The following is a 16,693-nucleotide window of genomic DNA, read 5'->3' on the forward strand; positions in this document are numbered from 1 at the left end:
GATGACGGCGCCCGGGGTTTCTCACCGAAAGCTGATAATCGGACTCTGCCTTGGCTGCGTTGGAATGTTCGGTTTTGGTTTCGCCCTTGTCCCCCTTTACGACGTGCTGTGCGAACAATTGGGGATTAACGGCAAAACCAGTTCCGAAGCCGCGCAATACAGCCAGATGCAGGTAGACGAAGCCAGAACTGTGACCGTGGAGTTTATGGCGCAGGTGCAACCCGGGATGCCATGGGAATTTGGCCCGGCGGTTAAGCGCATGGAAGTACATCCAGGGCAGCTGGTACGCACCGATTTTCTGGCACACAACCTGTCGTCAAATGCTCTGGTTGGCCAGGCTATTCCTTCGGTATCCCCCGGACAGGGCGCCGCTTATTTCAATAAGACTGAGTGTTTTTGCTTTAACCAACAGGTGTTGGCAGGAAAAGACAGTGCCAATTTGCCACTGATTTTCTTTGTGGATCCGGATTTGCCTGAGTCTATCCATACCCTGACCCTCTCTTACACCCTGTATGACATCACAGACAAGGATCTGGCCGGTGCCCTGCAGGCGGGAGCCATGAAATGACAAGCAAGCATCAAAACTACTATGTTCCCAGCCAGAGTGGCTGGCCCATTATCGGCGCTATTGGCCTGTTTTTGATTGCCTACGGCGCGGGTAATTTTGTACATCAGCTTAAATCGGGTGGCAGCGGCGCCGGATACATTCTGCTCGCCGGTGTTGCCGTCATTCTGTTCATGATGGTTGGCTGGTTCAGAAATGTGATTGATGAGTCCATGTCGGGACTTTACTCAAGCCAGATGGACAGGTCCTTCCGTCAGGGGATGAGCTGGTTCATCTTTTCTGAGGTCATGTTCTTTGCGGCCTTCTTTGGCGCGCTTCTCTACGCTCGCACCATAGCAGTGCCCTGGCTTGGCGGTGCTTCCAACAACGCCATGACACACGAAGTACTTTGGCCGGCGTTTGAGGCCGTGTGGCCACTGGAAACCACCCCTGACGGCACCAAAACCCAGGCCATGGGCTGGACGGGTCTGCCGCTGATCAACACCATCCTGCTGCTCACCTCCTCCTTTACCCTGCACTTTGCCCATATGGGGCTTGAGAAGGGTAAACGCACGGCGCTGACACTCTGGCTCGGGTTCACCATTTTATTGGGATTGGGCTTCCTGTCGCTGCAGGTTGAAGAGTATATCCATGCCTACACCGAAATGGGGCTCACCCTGGCGTCCGGTGTATATGGCAACACCTTCTTTTTGCTCACAGGCTTCCACGGCCTGCACGTTACCCTCGGCACTATCTTCCTGCTGGTGTTGTTTTTCAGGGTGCTTAAGGGCCATTTCAGCCACGATAACCAGTTCGCGTTTCAGGCTGGCAGCTGGTACTGGCACTTTGTGGATGTGGTTTGGCTCTGCCTGTTTGTGTTTGTTTACGTACTTTAGGTTCAGTAAGGCCTGGGGTGAGGTGTTATCCACCCCAGCGCCAGAGCCACCAGCAGCAAGAGTATGACCAGGGCAGACAGGGCGACACGGCGACCCAAATAGCGGCTCATGGGGACACTGCCATCCCCCTTGACCATGATGTAAAGGGCGCGGCCGAGATTGAAGATGATAAAAATCAGCAGCAATACCAGCACAGATTTAAAAACAAAAGCAGTCATGGATTCTCCGGGTACCAGGCCGGGATATGCCGGCAAGTTGCTGATGTTATTCACTCTGGTGCTGTTTGCTGTGCTCGTCAAGTTGGGATTTTGGCAACTCGAACGGGCAGAGGAAAAGCGTGAGTTGCTGGCGTCATTGGCAGAACACCATCAGGCCTCCCCCTTATCGATGGACAGTTTGCTGGCAAGGCAAGCCAATTCGGACGACCTCGAAGGTTACCGACTGGAGGTGACCGGGGAGTTTATCCCCGGGATAACGGTGCTGCTGGATAATCAGGTGCTGGATGGCCAGGTGGGATACAAGGCGTTTCGCCTGCTGCGGGTGAATGGATTTCAAAGTGTGTTGTTGGTGGAGTTGGGGTTTGTGGCTGCGGGCCGCGACAGAGCAACGCTGCCACAAATTGAGCCAATTGATGGTCAGCTGAGCGTAAAGGGCCGGATTTATCGGCGCAAACTGAATCCGCTGAGTGATGATCTGGCCGCCGAAGCGGGCGATCCAATGCGCATTCAGGCGCTCAACATACCCGCGCTTGCGGCTCAATTGCAGCTTGAGGTTATTGACCTGGTGCTACAGCCAGACAGCCTGCCGGGCAGGCCCTTACCCAGGCGCTGGATGCCGGTCAATATGCCACCGGAAAAACATCTGGGCTACGCGGCACAGTGGTTTTCCCTGGCGGCAGCATTGGCACTGCTGGTGATTTTTTATGTTGTGAAGTCAAGGAAGAAACAGAACGAGTTAAGGGATTAATCATTCATAAATGTAAGAGGAGAGAGACATGAACTCCCAAAAATTCAGTGCGCGCCCCCTGCTTCTGCTGTTGCTGGCTTTCATACTGCCAGTCGCGCTGGCGAAGCTCGTCCTCAGCCAACACTGGTACAACGAAGGGGTGACCAATCAGGGGCAACTCTTCACCGAGGAAACCAGTTACCAAAGCCTGGGCGCCACCAACCCGGCACCACAACGATGGCAAATTCTTTATCTGATGCCCCAAACCTGCGATCAAATGTGTAAAGACAGGCTCTATGTCATTCATCAAAGCCACACAGCGCTTGGCGCTGAGCGAAGCCGGGTCACTCCCCTGGTGCTGGTGTCTGACTCGAGCGACATCACAGCCCTCGACGGCGCTGAGTTACCCACAGCCTCACTGCCAATGGCACTGAACCCCTTACTGGCATCCCAGGAATTTATTCTGGTCGACCCCATGGGCACCCTGGTGATGCGCTATCCCTCGGTCAGTGGACAAGAAGCGAATATCTCCCAAGGCAAAGCCATGTTGGCCGACCTGCGTAAACTGCTTAAATTATCGAGGGTTGGCTGATGACACTGAGAAACCTGCTCAAACTCACCCTCGCCTGCACCCTGATGGTGATTTTACTGGGGGCTTATACCCGCCTGTCGGATGCCGGCCTGGGTTGCCCCGACTGGCCCGGCTGCTATGGTCACTTTAAAGTCCCCTCTGCGGCCCATGAGCTGGCCAAAGCCGAGTCGCTGTTTCCAGACCATACGATTGATCCCACCAAAGCCTGGCCGGAAATGATCCACAGATACATTGCCAGCAGCCTGGGCTTGCTGGTGATCTTGGTGCTGATAGCCTGTTACAGGTTGAAAGAAGCACCGCGCAAACTGCCGATATTTATTCTGCTGCTCATATTGTTCCAGGGCGCACTGGGCGCCTGGACTGTCACCATGAAGCTGATGCCCGTGGTGGTTATGTCTCATTTGCTTGGCGGTTTTACCCTGCTGTCGCTGCTGACCTTGCTGTATTTGCGTACCAGTGGTTTCCGCATCCCCGGCGGAGATCCGGGCATGCGTCAGTATCAGCGACTGGCACTGGCCTGTGTTGGGGTATTGGTTGCGCAGATCCTCCTGGGGGGCTGGACCTCGTCCAACTATGCGGCCCTCGCCTGCACAGAGTTACCGTTTTGCGAGGGCGATTGGACAACCAATCTGAAAATTGCCGATGCCTTCTCACCCTTCCAGGGTACGCACCCCAGCTTTGAATTTGGTGTGCTGGACTACCACGCCCGCATGACCATACATATCGCGCATCGCTTTGGTGCCATGATTACTGCGGCTCTGCTGGGGCTGTTGGCGTTTCGCATGATAAGCCGGGCCCATAGCAAGGTGCTTCGCCATGCCGGTTGGGTACTGGCAGGTTTTTTGGTGCTGCAAATTGGCCTGGGGATTTCCAACGTAGTGCTTCATCTCCCACTGGCCATTGCCGTTGCCCACAATCTGGGGGCCGCATTTTTGCTGGTCACACTGGTCTTTATTAATTACGCACTGTGGCGCAAAGCCTGAAAAAGGAGCTGTTATGGCCAAATCTCTCTCCATTACCCCCGTATCAGGCCTGTCCCGTTTACCATGGCGCGCCTATTTGGAAATGACCAAACCCAAGGTGGTTGCCTTGATGCTGCTGACAGTGCTTGTGGGCATGTGCCTGGCATTGCCGGGCGCGGTACCACTGCAGCCATTGATTGCCGGAATGCTGGGCATTGCCATGATGGCAGGCGCCGCAGCCGCGATGAACCACCTCATTGACCGGCGTATCGATGGTCTGATGGCACGCACCTATAATCGCCCTCTACCCAAAGGCAAGGTGCCCGTCAGCCACGCCGCTACCTTTGCCGCCCTGCTGGCACTGATTGGTTTTGTCTGCCTCTACTGGTTGGTCAATCCACTCACGGCCTGGCTGACACTGGCGAGCCTGCTTGGCTATGCCGTGGTCTATACCGCCTACCTCAAGCGTGCGACGCCACAAAACATTGTGATTGGCGGACTCGCCGGAGCCATGCCCCCCTTACTGGGCTGGACAGCGGTGACCAATGATTTCCACGGCCATGGGTTGCTGCTGGTGATTATTATCTTCGCCTGGACACCACCCCACTTTTGGGCGCTGGCAATACATCGCAAAGCTGACTACGCCAAGGTCGATATTCCCATGCTGCCCGTGACCCACGGCGTGGAATTTACCAAGACCTGTATCTTTCTTTACACTGTATTGCTTGCATTGGCCTGCCTGCTACCCGTGTTGGTTGGCATGAGTGGGGCCTTGTATTTGCTGGGTTCAACCTTACTGAGTATCGGCTTTATCTATAAGGCATGGCAGCTTAAGTATCATGAGACCCCAGGCATGGCGATGGACGTGTTCCGCTTTTCTATCTATCACCTGATGCTGCTGTTTATCCTGCTGTTGATTGACCACTACATATAAGGGGCATGCATGAAAAAATCCTGGATGATGGCCGTCTTCTTCCTGGTGGGGATGGGCGGTCTGACACTGCTGATAAACTCGGGCAACTCCAGTGATAACCAGACGCCACCCACACTGGACACGGGTTATCTGTTTCCAGCGCCCAAGCCGTTACCCCCTTTTAAACTGGTCGATCAGCAGGGACAAACCTTTGACAATCAAAGGCTCATTGGTAAGTGGAGCCTGATTTTTCTGGGTTACACCTCTTGCCCAGACATCTGTCCAACGACCATGTCAAAGCTGGCGGCGGCTTATCCTGAACTGAATCAGGAAAACTCGCTGCAGGTGATTTTTCTCTCTGTAGACCCGGCGCGGGACACGCCAACCAGGCTGGCCCAATATGCGGCCTTTTTCCATCCGGAATTTCTCGCCGTCACCGGAGAGCACAGCGAGTTGTATTCCCTTACCCGATCTCTGGGCATGGTGTACACCATGGTGGGTGATGGCCCCGACTATCAGGTCGACCACAGTGCCTCCATCGTTGTGATTTCACCCAAAGGTGAAAGGTACGCCGTATTCAAACCCAAGAGCGATGGCCAATCCATTCCTCAAATACGGAATCAGGCGCTGATTTCTGATATGCGCCTTATTCGTCATCAATACTGACCCTCCAATAAACCCGGGCAAAACACCGGTTTTGCCCTTGCTGTTGCCCCTTTAGCATCAAACGCCATTCCAAAAGAAAAAATCCTTGTAAATGAGGCGACAGTCCAAAATGGCGTCTATCTTTTGTGTGTAAAGGAACTCAGGTCCAGCACTCAAGGGATGCCTCAATGTCAGAAAACACAGTAGAGCTCGGAAGCGAGCTGACCATCCGCAACATCCAGCCTATCTACAGTCAGTTAGCCGATCTGCTGCATCAGGGCAGACCTGTCACCCTGAATGCCGCCAGGCTAATCAAGGCAGACACTGCTGGCCTGCAACTGCTGCTGTGCCTGCAGTCCCATTGTGTAAACAGTAGTATCCCACTGAACTGGAAAGGAATAACTACAGAACTTGTCGCTCAGTTCAAGCAGATGGGTATGCAACTTCCGGGAATAACCAGCCAAGCGTAAAAGGACAACAACCTATGAAGAAGATTCTTGCCGTTGATGATTCGGCCTCAATGAGACAAATGGTGGGGTTTACGCTGAAAACCGCCGGATTTGATGTCACCGAGGCGTGCAATGGCGATGAAGCCTTGAAAGCGGCGCAGGCCGGCCAGTACGACCTGGTTATATCGGATGTGAATATGCCCGTGATGGACGGCATCACCCTTATCCGTAACCTGCGAACCCTACCTGCTTACAAATTCACCCCACTGCTGATGCTGACTACAGAATCCGGTGGCGATAAAAAGCAGGAAGGGCGGGCAGCAGGTGCTACAGGTTGGATTGTGAAACCCTTCAATCCGGAACAATTGCTGGCCACGGTGCGCAAAGTGTTGGGATAACCCGCAGAGAGACTAGGGAATGGACATAGATCTTAGCCAATTCAGCCAGGTGTTCTTCGAGGAAAGTATCGAAGGCCTGGCGATTATGGAGTCTGAGCTGCTGAAGCTGGACGTGGCCGCGCCGGACCCAGAGACCATAAACACTATCTTCAGGGCAGCACACTCCATCAAGGGCGGCAGTGCCACCTTCGGTTTTATGCAGGTGGCCAACTACACGCATCTGCTTGAAACTCTGCTTGACGAAATCCGCGACGGACGAAGGCAGATGCAGCCTGACCACGTTGACATGCTGCTGTTGTCGGTGGATTTGCTCAGGGGCATGTTCGAAGCCCTGATGAGCCAAGCCGAATTCAATGACCCCAAATTATCCGAGCTTGAGTTGCGGCTGAATCACACCCTGTCCAATCAACCAAGCCAAACGCAATCGGTTTCATCCCCTCAGGCACTATCAGGCTCCGACTCAAAAGCACTGTGCTGGCAAATTGATTTCAAGGCTGGCGCCGACATTATGCGCTGCGGCAACGATCCCATGCTGATGTTTGCTGAGCTCGCCTCCAAGGGCACACTGACGACCGAACTCCTGCCGGTTTCCTTGCCCTCATGGGACGACTTTGATCCCGAAGCCTGCTACCTGCACTGGCGCTTAAGATTGACCACAGACGAGCCACTGGAAAAACTCAAAGAAGTGTTCGAATGGGTCGAAGATGAGTGCGAAATCAGTTACCAACAAATGGAAGCGGTACCTTCGGCAGATGCCCCCACAGAGATGCTGTCGCCATCACCGCAAGCCGAAATTGACGCGCCTGCAGCAGCCCCTGAGGTCATTGCGCTGGCACCGGAGGTACAGACCCTCTCCACAGACAAAGCCGCAGCCAGCCAAAAACAAAACGCGGTTGCCGCCAAGAGTGGAGAAAGCAGCTCCATCAGGGTCAGCACAGAAAAAATCGATATGCTCATCAATATGGTGGGCGAGCTGGTGATCACTCAGGCCATGCTGGGCCAGATAGGCCAACAGGACGAAATCAACCAGGAGTCGCTGTTACTGCTGCAACAGGGGCTTGAGCAGCTGGCTTCCCATACCCGGGATTTGCAGGAAAGCGTCATGCAGATTCGCATGCTGCCCATCAGTTTTGCTTTTAACCGCTTCCCCCGCTTGGTCAGAGACATAGGTCAGCAGTTGGGTAAGAAAGTAGAGCTTATCCTCAAAGGTGAAGACACAGAGCTGGATAAAACCGTACTGGAAAAGATTGTCGATCCCATGGTCCATCTGGTACGAAATTCTCTCGACCATGGGTTGGAATCCCCCGAGCTCAGGCTGGCACAGGGTAAGTCTGAAACCGGCACCATTATGCTCAATGCTTACCATCAGGGCGGTTGCATCATCATCGAAATAGTGGACGATGGCGCCGGACTCAATACCCGCAAAATCCTCGAAAAAGCCCGCCAAAAAGGAATAGTCGGGCCCGATGAAGAATTATCGGAAGAGGCCATCCACCAGCTGATATTCAAGCCAGGCTTTTCCACCGCCGATGCGGTGTCAGATCTCTCCGGGCGTGGCGTGGGTATGGATGTGGTCAAACGCAATATTCACGAACTCAACGGCTCCATCGAACTGAAGTCCGAGGCGGGCAAAGGCAGCCGCTTTACCATTCGGCTACCCCTGACACTGGCTATTCTCGACGGCCAGCTTATCCGCATCGGCAAGCACATATACGTGGTGCCGCTGGTGTCCATCTACGAATCCTTGCAGGTGCCCACCAACCGCATCAATCGGCTGTCCGATGGCCATGAGCTTATCCGTCTGCGGGACGAATATTTACCGGTAATCAAGATGTACCGGGAGTTCAACCACGACGCCGATGCGCGGGAAATCAAAGATGGCCTGGTGATGGTAGTGGATCACAACAATGAAAAAACCGGCCTGCTGGTGGATGAACTGCTGGCGCAACAACAGGTTGTGATCAAAAGCCTGGAGGAAAACTACACCCGTATTCCGGGCATTTCGGGCGCCACCATACTGGGCGATGGCACAGTCGCACTCATCATAGACGTTGCCGGACTGGTCAAGTTGGCCGGTATTGGCAGCAGCAATGAACACGCCGCGTAAAAAGGAAGACTCGATATGGCTGACATTTCCATCGAACAGGTCAAGCAAGGTAATCAACAGTATCTGAGCTTCATCATGGCCAATGAGGAGTACGGCGTGGACATTCTCTCCGTTCAGGAAATCCGCGGCTGGGAGCCCACCACTGTGCTGCCAAACGCCCCCGACTATGTCAAAGGCGTCATCAACCTGCGGGGCACCATAGTCCCCATCATAGATCTGCGGCAAAAGTTTGGGATAAAAACTCTGGAATATGGCGCTACCACCGTGGTGATAGTGGTCAAGGTAACCATGGATGAAACACAAAAGGTGATAGGCATAGTGGTAGATGCCGTATCAGACGTGTTCAGCATCGAAGAAGAAGAAATCCGCCAGGCCCCTGACTTTGGTCACGGCACCGACCTGCGGTTCATCAAGGGGCTGGCAAATGTGCAGGACAAGATGGTCATTCTGCTTGAGATCAACCGGTTACTTGGCTCCGCCATCTTACCGGATCCCGAGACACTGAATCGGATCATCGGCAATCTCGAACAACAAGCTCAGGTAATGACTGCCTGAAATGGACACTAAAGCAAGAGGAATCAACATGGACGCAGGCAATAAAAAGCTGATGGGGCCAGCCCCATTTACCTTGGGCGGCATGGTGATAGTTGCCGTTTCTTTGGTACTCAGCCTGATGGGGCAATCCGGTAACATGGTCAGTGCCGCCCTGGTTGTTGCGCTGATTGTACTGGGTATTGGTTTAAGTCAGGGCGGCCCGAGGGTTGCTGAAGCGCTGGCAGAAATACGTCAGGCGCTGCGAAGCCATACCAGACCCAAACTTGGCAGTTACGATATCCCTGGCTGGCAGGAGTTCTCTGAAGAATTTGCCAGCTTCTGGGACGAGCAGCAAAAAGGCCGGGCCACCCTCAAAGCACTGGACATCTGCCAGGCAAACGTAATGCTGGCGGATCCCAACGGGGAAATCCTCTACTTTAACGACTCACTGCGCACCACACTGAGCGATGCCGAAGCGGATATTCGCAAAGAACTACCCAACTTTGATGTGAGTCGCCTGCAGGGTGCCAACATGGACAGCTTCCACCGCGAGCCATCCCATCAACGTCGTCTGATAGCCGGATTAAAGTCCACCTACTCCGCCAAAATCAAAGTCGGTACCCGGACCTTCAGCCTGATTGCCTCACCCGTGTTCGATGAGCAGCATCAACGAATCGCAACCGTGGTGGAATGGCAGGACCTGACCGAATCCCTGGCGCGGCAGCAAGCTGAAGAAAAACTGATCCGCGAAACCAACCGCATCAAGCAGGCGCTGGATGTTTGTCAGGCTAACGTGATGATGGCCGATGAAAATAACAACATCATTTACTTCAACCACTCCCTCAAAGCCATGTTGACCGGCAATGAGGAAAAACTGCGTGAATCCATCAACCGATTTGATGTTTCCACCCTGATGGGCACCAACATAGATATCTTCCACAAACACCCCGAGCATCAGCGCCAGCTGCTGGCCAAACTCACCAGCTCTTACAAGGCCCGTATCAAGGTAGCAGGCTTAACCTTCGACCTGATTGCCACTCCTGTATTCGATAATGGCAAACGCACAGGCACCGTGGTGGAGTGGAGCGACATTACTGCGCAATTGGCCCGGGAAGAGAAAGAACGGGCTCTCGCTGCCGAAAATGCCCGTATCCGTCAGGCGCTGGACAATGTATCGTCAAACACCATGGTGGCGGATGCAGACTGCAATATCATCTATCTCAATGATGCAGTTAAAAAAATGTTCAGCATTGCCCAATCCGACATTGTCAGGGACTTACCCAATTTCAACAGCAATAAGCTGATGGGTGCAAATATAGATGTGTTCCATAAAAACCCTGCTCACCAACGAAACCTGCTGGCCAACCTCACCAGCACTTACACCAGCCAACTTAAAGTCGGTGGTCGCACCTTCCGGATCATCGCCAACCCTATTAACGACACCGATGGCACCCGTATCGGGACTGTAGTTGAGTGGGCAGACCGCACCGCCGAAACGGCCATCGAGCATGAGATTGATGGCATCATCGCAGCCGCAAGCTCCGGCGATTTGTCGCAGCGCATCGCCACCCATGATAAAGAAGGTTTCTTCCTCAATCTCTCCAACGGCCTCAACAGCCTTGTCGGCATTGCCGATAACGTTATTTCCGATGTCGTTGATATGTTTGATGGTTTGGCTAAGGGTGACTTAACCCGCAAGATTAATGGCGAGTATCAGGGACAGTTCGGCAAGCTCAAGGCCGACGCCAATGCCACCGTCAGCCGTCTGACTGAAGTCCTTGGCGGCATCAGTGAATCAGCCAATACCGTCACCTCGGGCGCCGAAGAAATTGCTCAGGGTAATGCCGACCTGAGCCAGCGCACCGAGGAACAAGCCGCGTCACTGGAAGAAACCGCCTCCAGCATGGAGCAGATGACGGCCACCGTAAAACAGAGCGCCGAAAACGCCACCCTGGCCAACACCCTCGCCAAAGAGGCCTCCACCAAGGCAGATCATGGCGGCAAGGTGGTCAAACAGGCGGTCACCGCCATGGAGGCCATTAACGAATCCAGTAAGCGAATTGCTGACATCATAGGTGTTATCGACGAAATCGCCTTCCAAACCAACCTGTTGGCACTGAATGCGGCAGTAGAAGCCGCCCGCGCAGGTGAACAGGGCCGAGGCTTTGCCGTGGTGGCTGGTGAGGTGCGCAATCTCGCCCAACGCTCAGCGGGGGCGGCCAAGGAAATCAAAGAACTTATTCGCGACAGCGTGAATAAGGTCAATGACGGTACCTCGCTGGTGAACCAGTCCGGCAACACCCTGCAGGAAATCGTGCACGCCGTATCCAAGGTGGCTGAGATGATTAATGAAATCAGTGTCGCAGCCGAACAGCAGGCATCGGGTATCCAGGAAGTGAACAAAGCAGTGTCTCAAATGGACGAGATGACCCAGCAAAACGCCGCACTGGTGGAAGAAGTCTCCGCCGCCGGTGATGCCATGGCCGAACAGGCCCGCAATATGCGACGTCAACTCGGGTTCTTCAGAACCGACGTACAGGCATCCTCAGCGGCACCTTTGGCACTGGTCGCTGGCGGCGAAAAGCGGCCGACCAAATTTAAAGCCAGTAAAGAAGAATGGCACGAGTTCTGACCTGACCGACAACAAGGGGCTCGTCAGAGCCCCTTGTTGTCAGAGATGCTTTCGGGGCCAAAGGAGGCGCTTTGGAATTCACATCCGAACGGGAGTTTCCGATGACTCAAAGGGATTTTGAGTTCATTCGGGAGCTGGCCTACAACCAAACAGGCATTGTCTTACCTGAGCGGAAGCGCCATATGGTGTATTCCCGCCTTTGCCGTCGCCTGCGCGCCCTTCGGATACGCTCCTTCTTCGAATACTGTGGCTACCTGCAACAGGAGCCCGATGAGATGGGCCACTTTATCAACGCCCTGACCACTAATCTCACCGCCTTCTTTCGTGAAAAGCACCACTTTCACTATTTGCGGGATCATCTGGTACCCAAATGGCGGCAAAGGCGCAGTCGTCGTCTGCGGGTCTGGTCGTCGGCCTGCTCAACCGGTGAAGAGCCCTACTCTCTTGCCATGACCTTGGAGCCCTTTTTTCCACGCTCTCAGTGGGATTTGAAAATTCTGGCGACCGATTTGGACACGAATGTATTAACCAAGGCCGAGGCGGGGATCTACCCTCCAGAAACCCTCGAAAATCTGCCTCCAACACTGGCAGAACAGTATTTCACGGCTCAGGGCGGCATGGCCAAAGTGAAGGACTCGGTGCGGGATCTGGTGTTTTTTCGCCAGCTTAACCTGTTGGAAAGCTGGCCTATGCAAGGGCCCTTCGATGCCATTTTTTGCCGTAATGTACTCATTTATTTCGATAATCCGACAAAGAAAAAAATCATTCAGAAATTCAGACAGCTACTCAGCGATGATGGGTATCTCTTTATTGGCCATTCGGAAACCCTGCACCTGATTTCCGATGACTTTGATCTCATTGGCCAGACCATATACAAACCCAGAACAGGCAGCATTTCGGGACTCAACGGGGAGAGAAAATGATAAGAGTACTCATCGTCGATGACTCTGCCCTGGTCAGGCAGTTGCTGAGCCATATGCTGGCGCAGGCAGAGGACATCGATGTGGTGGGCTGTGCCGAAGATCCCTATCAGGCAAGGGACATGATTAAGGAGCTCAATCCGGATGTGATAACTCTGGATATTGAAATGCCCCGGATGGATGGCATCGCGTTTTTGCGCAACCTGATGAAGCTGCGCCCCATGCCCGTCATCATGATTTCAACACTCACAGAAAAGGGTGCCGCCGTTACTTTGGAAGCCCTGTCGCTTGGGGCCGTGGACTTTATCAGTAAGCCCAAACATGACCTGACCAACAAACTGCTCGACTATCAGGATGAACTGCTGGAAAAAGTCCGCCAGGCCGCTGTCAGCAGGGTAAGGGCACTGTCTGCGCCACCACCTGAATCTGAGAGCCCCGGCAAGCTGAAAAACCGCGTAATTGCCATAGGTGCCTCCACCGGCGGCACAGAAGCCATTCAACGACTCATTTCCATGTTGCCGGCCAACTTCCCGCCTGTGGTTATCGCACAGCACATACCCGCCGCCTTCAGTGCTTCCTTTGCCAAGCGTCTGGACCTTAACTCGCAGATGCAAGTGGTTGAGGCCATTGGTAATGAACAATTAAAAGTCGGCAACGTGTATATCGCCCCGGGTCACGCCCATCTGGTCATTCGTCGGGTGGGTGCCCACTTTCGTACCGCCATTTTGGACACAGACCCGGTGAACCGCCACAAGCCCTCTGTGGATGTGTTGTTTAACAGTGTGGCGGAAGTCGCAGGCAGGGCAGCCGTGGGCGTAATTCTCACCGGCATGGGGCGTGATGGCGCCCAGGGACTGCTGCATATGCGGGAACAGGGGGCCTACACCATAGCCCAGGATGAAGACAGCTCTGTGGTGTGGGGCATGCCGGGCAGCTCCGTTGAGCTGGGCGCCGTCTGTGAGCAGCTCCATCTGGATAAGATTGCCCCCAAGCTGCTCAGTTTGCTCAAATCAGATTAGGGCTCTTTTGGCCAGCTGCCATCTTGGTTGGGTCTGAGCCAGGCCTGGGAAAACCAGTAAAATCCTTTTTGTGTTTTGGATGGTGCGGTGCAGTTGTAACGTGAGCGCCCCGGCGGCAGTGGTTTGTCCGCCTGCACCTCAAAACTGACATCGTCCAGCCAGCGTGGTGAAACCGCCTCCTGATTGGGTAAAAAGCACCGCATCCCGGCTTTATTGATATCGGCCACCTCCGCCAGGGTCACTTTCATGCGCGGTTGCCAGTCCTGCAATAACAGGGGATCCGCAGGCGATATGGTCGCCACCGGCATGGGCAGGCTGTACAGTTTTTCTTTCAGGGTCTCCAGGCTCGCATAACGCCCCCCCACGGGAAATCTCGGTAAGGCGGTTAAGGAACTGTACTGCCCAAGCGCACCTGACTGCTGGCCGAATGCCACCATCCCAAGCTCCTCAACCAAAGACTGCAGCGCAGCGTTATATTCGCCGAAGGGATAGGCCAACATGGGTTGTGTCGATTCACCACGAATACGGGTCAGTGCGGCTTCGGTTTGCAAAAGTTGAGTCTTGATACGCAAGAGCCAGGCTGCTTCATCCTCCCCTTCCAAGTGCCGTACCAGATGGCCGTGATCGTAACTGTGATTGGCAATCTCGGCGCCTTCGACTGCCAACTGTTTCAGAGTCGCTTCACTCATCATCCCCTTATGTCCCTCCATCATGGGGGCGATAGAGACAAACAATGTGTAGGGAAATCCATATTCCTTTAAGATGGGAACGGCATTGTCAGCAATGTTCTGATAACCATCATCAAAACTGATGGCGACCGCTCTCAAAGGCGGCGTTTCACCCCGTTTTATCTGGGTGACCAGGTCAGTCAGAGGCACAACCTCAAAGCCATTTTTTGCTAAAAATTCCATATGGCTGCGAAATTCGGCGGGCGTCACACTGGTAACCCGGGGCGAGGTCTCAGAGACATGGTGATACTGCAACACCACAGCCGCCTGAGCCAGGCTGGAGAACAAACCACATATGAACAACAACACTTTATGCATTTAGAGGAACTCTCTGATTAAACTTGTGAATTTTTTCCCATTGACCTGGTCAGCCCATCAACGTCTGTGGGCCTTGGCGCTGCCTATGATGCTGTCCAATATTACCGTGCCGCTGCTCGGTCTGGTGGATACCGCCATCATGGGTCACCAGAGTGAGGCCTATTATTTGGGCGCGGTTGCACTGGGGTCAACCGTGTTCACGCTAATCGTCTGGTTGCTGGGTTTCCTGCGGATGGCCACCACGGGCCTGACCGCCCAAGCCTGGGGGGGGAACCATGGTGAAGCCCAAAAACGCATTCTTGTGCAAGGGCTGACACTGGCGGTCGGCGCCGGGCTATTGGTACTGCTGATCCAGCCAGTCTTGCTCAATACGCTGCTGGGCTGGTCTGATGCCAGCGCAGAAGTACTGCAATACTGCCGCGACTACTTTGCCATTCGCATCTGGTCTCTGCCGCTGGCGCTGGCCAATCTGGTCATGCTTGGCTGGCTTCTGGGCCGCCAACAACCCAAGGTGGCCATGTGGCAGCTGATCCTGGCCAACCTGGTCAATATCGCACTGGATTTCCTGTTTGTGTTTGGCTTTGGCTGGGGTGTTAAAGGGGCCGCCCTGGCGTCCGTTATGGCTGATATCTGCGCCTTTTCCATCGCTGCATTTTTTACCGCCAAGGCCTGGCGAACGCTTGCCTGCCCATCCCCGCTGCTGCACGACATTCTGGCGAATCTCGGCCAACTGCTCAGACTGAACCGGGATATTTTTCTTCGCAGCCTTTGCCTGCAGGCCACCTTTGCCTTTATGACTTTCAAAGGCGCCGGTCTGGGAGACACTACAGTGGCAGCCAACGCGGTACTGCTTAACTTTTTAATGCTGACATCCTACGCACTGGATGGGATTGCCTACTATGCCGAGGCCGAAACCGGCGCCGCCATAGGGCGTCGCGACCCGGCCGCGCTCGATAGTACTGTGGCACTGGCATTTGCCTGGTCGGCGGTTTTTGCCTGCCTGTTCAGCGGTGGATTTGCCCTGTGGGGTGAGTGGCTGACGACTGTGATGACCGATATAACCGCTGTTCAGCAGCTCGCCAATAGCTTTCTACCCTGGCTGATAGCCATGCCCTTACTGGCGTTTGGCTCCTATCTGTTCGATGGCGTGTATATCGGTGCCACCCAGGGAAGAGTGATGAGAAACAGCATGCTGCTCTCAACCATCGGGGTATTTTTTCCACTCTGGTGGGGATTTTCCGATTGGGGGAATCATGCACTGTGGCTCGCCATGGGCGGCTTTATGTTGTGCCGCAGCCTGAGTCTGGGCTGGCACTTTGTGCGCTATCGCCACGGCTTTGTTGCCTGATACGCGGCCAATAATGGGTTAATTTGGATGTGGGCTATCCGTTAGCCCAATAAAAAACGCGGCCATCGGGCCGCGTTTTTTATTTTCAGGCATCACTGATAAGAGTGACTGCCGTGTTGGTGCTCAGTGGCATCGCGCACTTCGGTCAGCTCTCCCGGGAACATGTCCAGCAGTTGCTTCTCGATACCATCTTTCAGGGTGACATCCACCATGGAGCAGCCGTTACAACCACCACCGAACTGGATAACGGCCACGCCATCATCGGTCACTTCCACCAGCAGAATGTTACCGCCGTGGCTTGCCAGCTGCGGGTTGATTTCAGCCTGAATGACGTATTCGATACGTTCAACCAGAGACGCATCAGCCGACACCTTGCGCATTTTGGCATTGGGCGCCTTGAGCGTGAGCTGTGAGCCCAACTGATCAGTCACCAAATCTATGCTTGCATCTTCCAGGAAAGGAGCGCTTTTCTCATCAACCATGGCATTGAAACCGTTGAACTCCAGTTCAATATCATCATCTTCCACGGCATCTGGCGGGCAGTAGGACACGCCACACTCCGCCTGGGCAGTACCTGGGCTAATCACAAATACGCGGATGTTGGTACCTTCTGGTTGATCGGCCAGCAGCTTCACAAAGTGGGCCTGAGCCGCTTCGGAAATGGTAATCATGTAGAGCGCTCCATCAGGGAAACCTGAGTAAATTACTAAGAATTACCGGCTATGATACTCCGGATAGGAACC

The 16,693-nt window shown here is 54.2% G+C and carries 18 protein-coding genes; 15 read left to right on the forward strand and 3 right to left on the reverse strand.

Going from position 1 to position 16,693, the window contains the following annotated elements:
• The first annotated feature begins 1 nt into the window (after window position 1).
• Together K0H63_RS19030 and K0H63_RS19035 are read left to right on the forward strand one after the other, a co-directional pair.
• Window positions 2–568 (forward strand): cytochrome c oxidase assembly protein, encoded by a 567-nt coding sequence (locus K0H63_RS19030; protein WP_220066041.1) that lies wholly within the window; start codon window positions 2–4, stop codon window positions 566–568.
• Complete coding sequence (locus K0H63_RS19035; RefSeq protein ID WP_220066042.1) at window positions 565–1,440, forward strand: cytochrome c oxidase subunit 3; 876 nt, start codon at window positions 565–567, stop codon at window positions 1,438–1,440. Before K0H63_RS19030 ends, K0H63_RS19035 begins: the two co-directional genes overlap by 4 nt.
• 2 nt (window positions 1,441–1,442) lie before the next feature.
• Here the strand turns inward: K0H63_RS19035 and K0H63_RS19040 are convergent, their stop codons facing one another.
• Window positions 1,443–1,658, reverse strand: coding sequence for a DUF2909 domain-containing protein (locus K0H63_RS19040; protein ID WP_220066043.1), 216 nt, complete (start codon window positions 1,656–1,658; stop codon window positions 1,443–1,445).
• On the opposite strand from K0H63_RS19040, the gene K0H63_RS19045 reads away from it, so the two are divergent.
• From K0H63_RS19045 to K0H63_RS19100, 12 genes are all read left to right on the forward strand, one after another.
• Window positions 1,657–2,406, forward strand: a complete 750-nt coding sequence (locus K0H63_RS19045; RefSeq protein ID WP_220066044.1) for an SURF1 family protein — start codon at window positions 1,657–1,659, stop codon at window positions 2,404–2,406. The two genes, K0H63_RS19040 and K0H63_RS19045, sit on opposite strands and share 2 nt — an antisense overlap.
• 28 nt (window positions 2,407–2,434) lie before the next feature.
• A complete protein-coding gene (locus K0H63_RS19050; RefSeq protein WP_220066045.1) occupies window positions 2,435–2,977 on the forward strand; it encodes a redox-active disulfide-containing membrane protein in 543 nt (180 codons plus the stop codon).
• Window positions 2,977–3,960: a COX15/CtaA family protein gene (locus tag K0H63_RS19055; RefSeq protein ID WP_220066046.1), complete on the forward strand. Its 984-nt coding sequence runs from the start codon at window positions 2,977–2,979 to the stop codon at window positions 3,958–3,960. The genes K0H63_RS19050 and K0H63_RS19055 overlap by 1 nt, the downstream gene beginning before the upstream one ends.
• 13 nt (window positions 3,961–3,973) lie before the next feature.
• Complete coding sequence (gene cyoE / locus K0H63_RS19060) at window positions 3,974–4,873, forward strand: heme o synthase (RefSeq protein ID WP_220066047.1); 900 nt, start codon at window positions 3,974–3,976, stop codon at window positions 4,871–4,873.
• 9 nt (window positions 4,874–4,882) lie between these two features.
• Complete coding sequence (locus K0H63_RS19065; RefSeq protein WP_220066048.1) at window positions 4,883–5,518, forward strand: SCO family protein; 636 nt, start codon at window positions 4,883–4,885, stop codon at window positions 5,516–5,518.
• Window positions 5,519–5,685: 167 nt separating this feature from the next.
• Window positions 5,686–5,967: an STAS domain-containing protein gene (locus K0H63_RS19070; protein ID WP_220066049.1), complete on the forward strand. Its 282-nt coding sequence runs from the start codon at window positions 5,686–5,688 to the stop codon at window positions 5,965–5,967.
• A gap of 14 nt (window positions 5,968–5,981) precedes the next feature.
• Window positions 5,982–6,344 (forward strand): response regulator, encoded by a 363-nt coding sequence (locus K0H63_RS19075; protein WP_011761600.1) that lies wholly within the window; start codon window positions 5,982–5,984, stop codon window positions 6,342–6,344.
• Between the two features lie 19 nt (window positions 6,345–6,363).
• Complete coding sequence (locus tag K0H63_RS19080; RefSeq protein WP_220066050.1) at window positions 6,364–8,451, forward strand: chemotaxis protein CheA; 2,088 nt, start codon at window positions 6,364–6,366, stop codon at window positions 8,449–8,451.
• Window positions 8,452–8,466: 15 nt separating this feature from the next.
• Complete coding sequence (locus tag K0H63_RS19085) at window positions 8,467–9,006, forward strand: chemotaxis protein CheW (protein ID WP_011761602.1); 540 nt, start codon at window positions 8,467–8,469, stop codon at window positions 9,004–9,006.
• Between the two features lie 28 nt (window positions 9,007–9,034).
• Window positions 9,035–11,617 carry a methyl-accepting chemotaxis protein gene (locus tag K0H63_RS19090; RefSeq protein WP_220066051.1) on the forward strand — a complete coding sequence of 861 codons (2,583 nt, stop codon included), beginning with the start codon at window positions 9,035–9,037 and terminating at the stop codon, window positions 11,615–11,617.
• 101 nt (window positions 11,618–11,718) lie between these two features.
• A complete protein-coding gene (locus K0H63_RS19095; RefSeq protein ID WP_220066052.1) occupies window positions 11,719–12,540 on the forward strand; it encodes a CheR family methyltransferase in 822 nt (273 codons plus the stop codon).
• Entirely contained in the window at window positions 12,537–13,556 is a 1,020-nt protein-coding gene (locus K0H63_RS19100; RefSeq protein WP_220066053.1) for a protein-glutamate methylesterase/protein-glutamine glutaminase, read from the forward strand. The genes K0H63_RS19095 and K0H63_RS19100 overlap by 4 nt, the downstream gene beginning before the upstream one ends.
• Here the strand turns inward: K0H63_RS19100 and K0H63_RS19105 are convergent.
• Window positions 13,553–14,602, reverse strand: coding sequence for a polysaccharide deacetylase family protein (locus tag K0H63_RS19105; protein ID WP_220066054.1), 1,050 nt, complete (start codon window positions 14,600–14,602; stop codon window positions 13,553–13,555). The two genes, K0H63_RS19100 and K0H63_RS19105, sit on opposite strands and share 4 nt — an antisense overlap.
• An 85-nt stretch (window positions 14,603–14,687) precedes the next feature.
• Between K0H63_RS19105 and K0H63_RS19110 the strand changes: the two genes are divergently transcribed.
• Window positions 14,688–15,950, forward strand: a complete 1,263-nt coding sequence (locus K0H63_RS19110) for an MATE family efflux transporter (protein ID WP_258405617.1) — start codon at window positions 14,688–14,690, stop codon at window positions 15,948–15,950.
• 92 nt (window positions 15,951–16,042) lie between these two features.
• Here K0H63_RS19110 and nfuA read toward each other — a convergent pair whose 3' ends face one another.
• Complete coding sequence (nfuA, locus tag K0H63_RS19115) at window positions 16,043–16,621, reverse strand: Fe-S biogenesis protein NfuA (RefSeq protein ID WP_011761608.1); 579 nt, start codon at window positions 16,619–16,621, stop codon at window positions 16,043–16,045.
• Window positions 16,622–16,693: the final 72 nt, after the last annotated feature.

The sequence above is a fragment of the Shewanella zhangzhouensis genome (assembly GCF_019457615.1).
GTDB classification, from domain to species: domain Bacteria; phylum Pseudomonadota; class Gammaproteobacteria; order Enterobacterales; family Shewanellaceae; genus Shewanella; species Shewanella zhangzhouensis.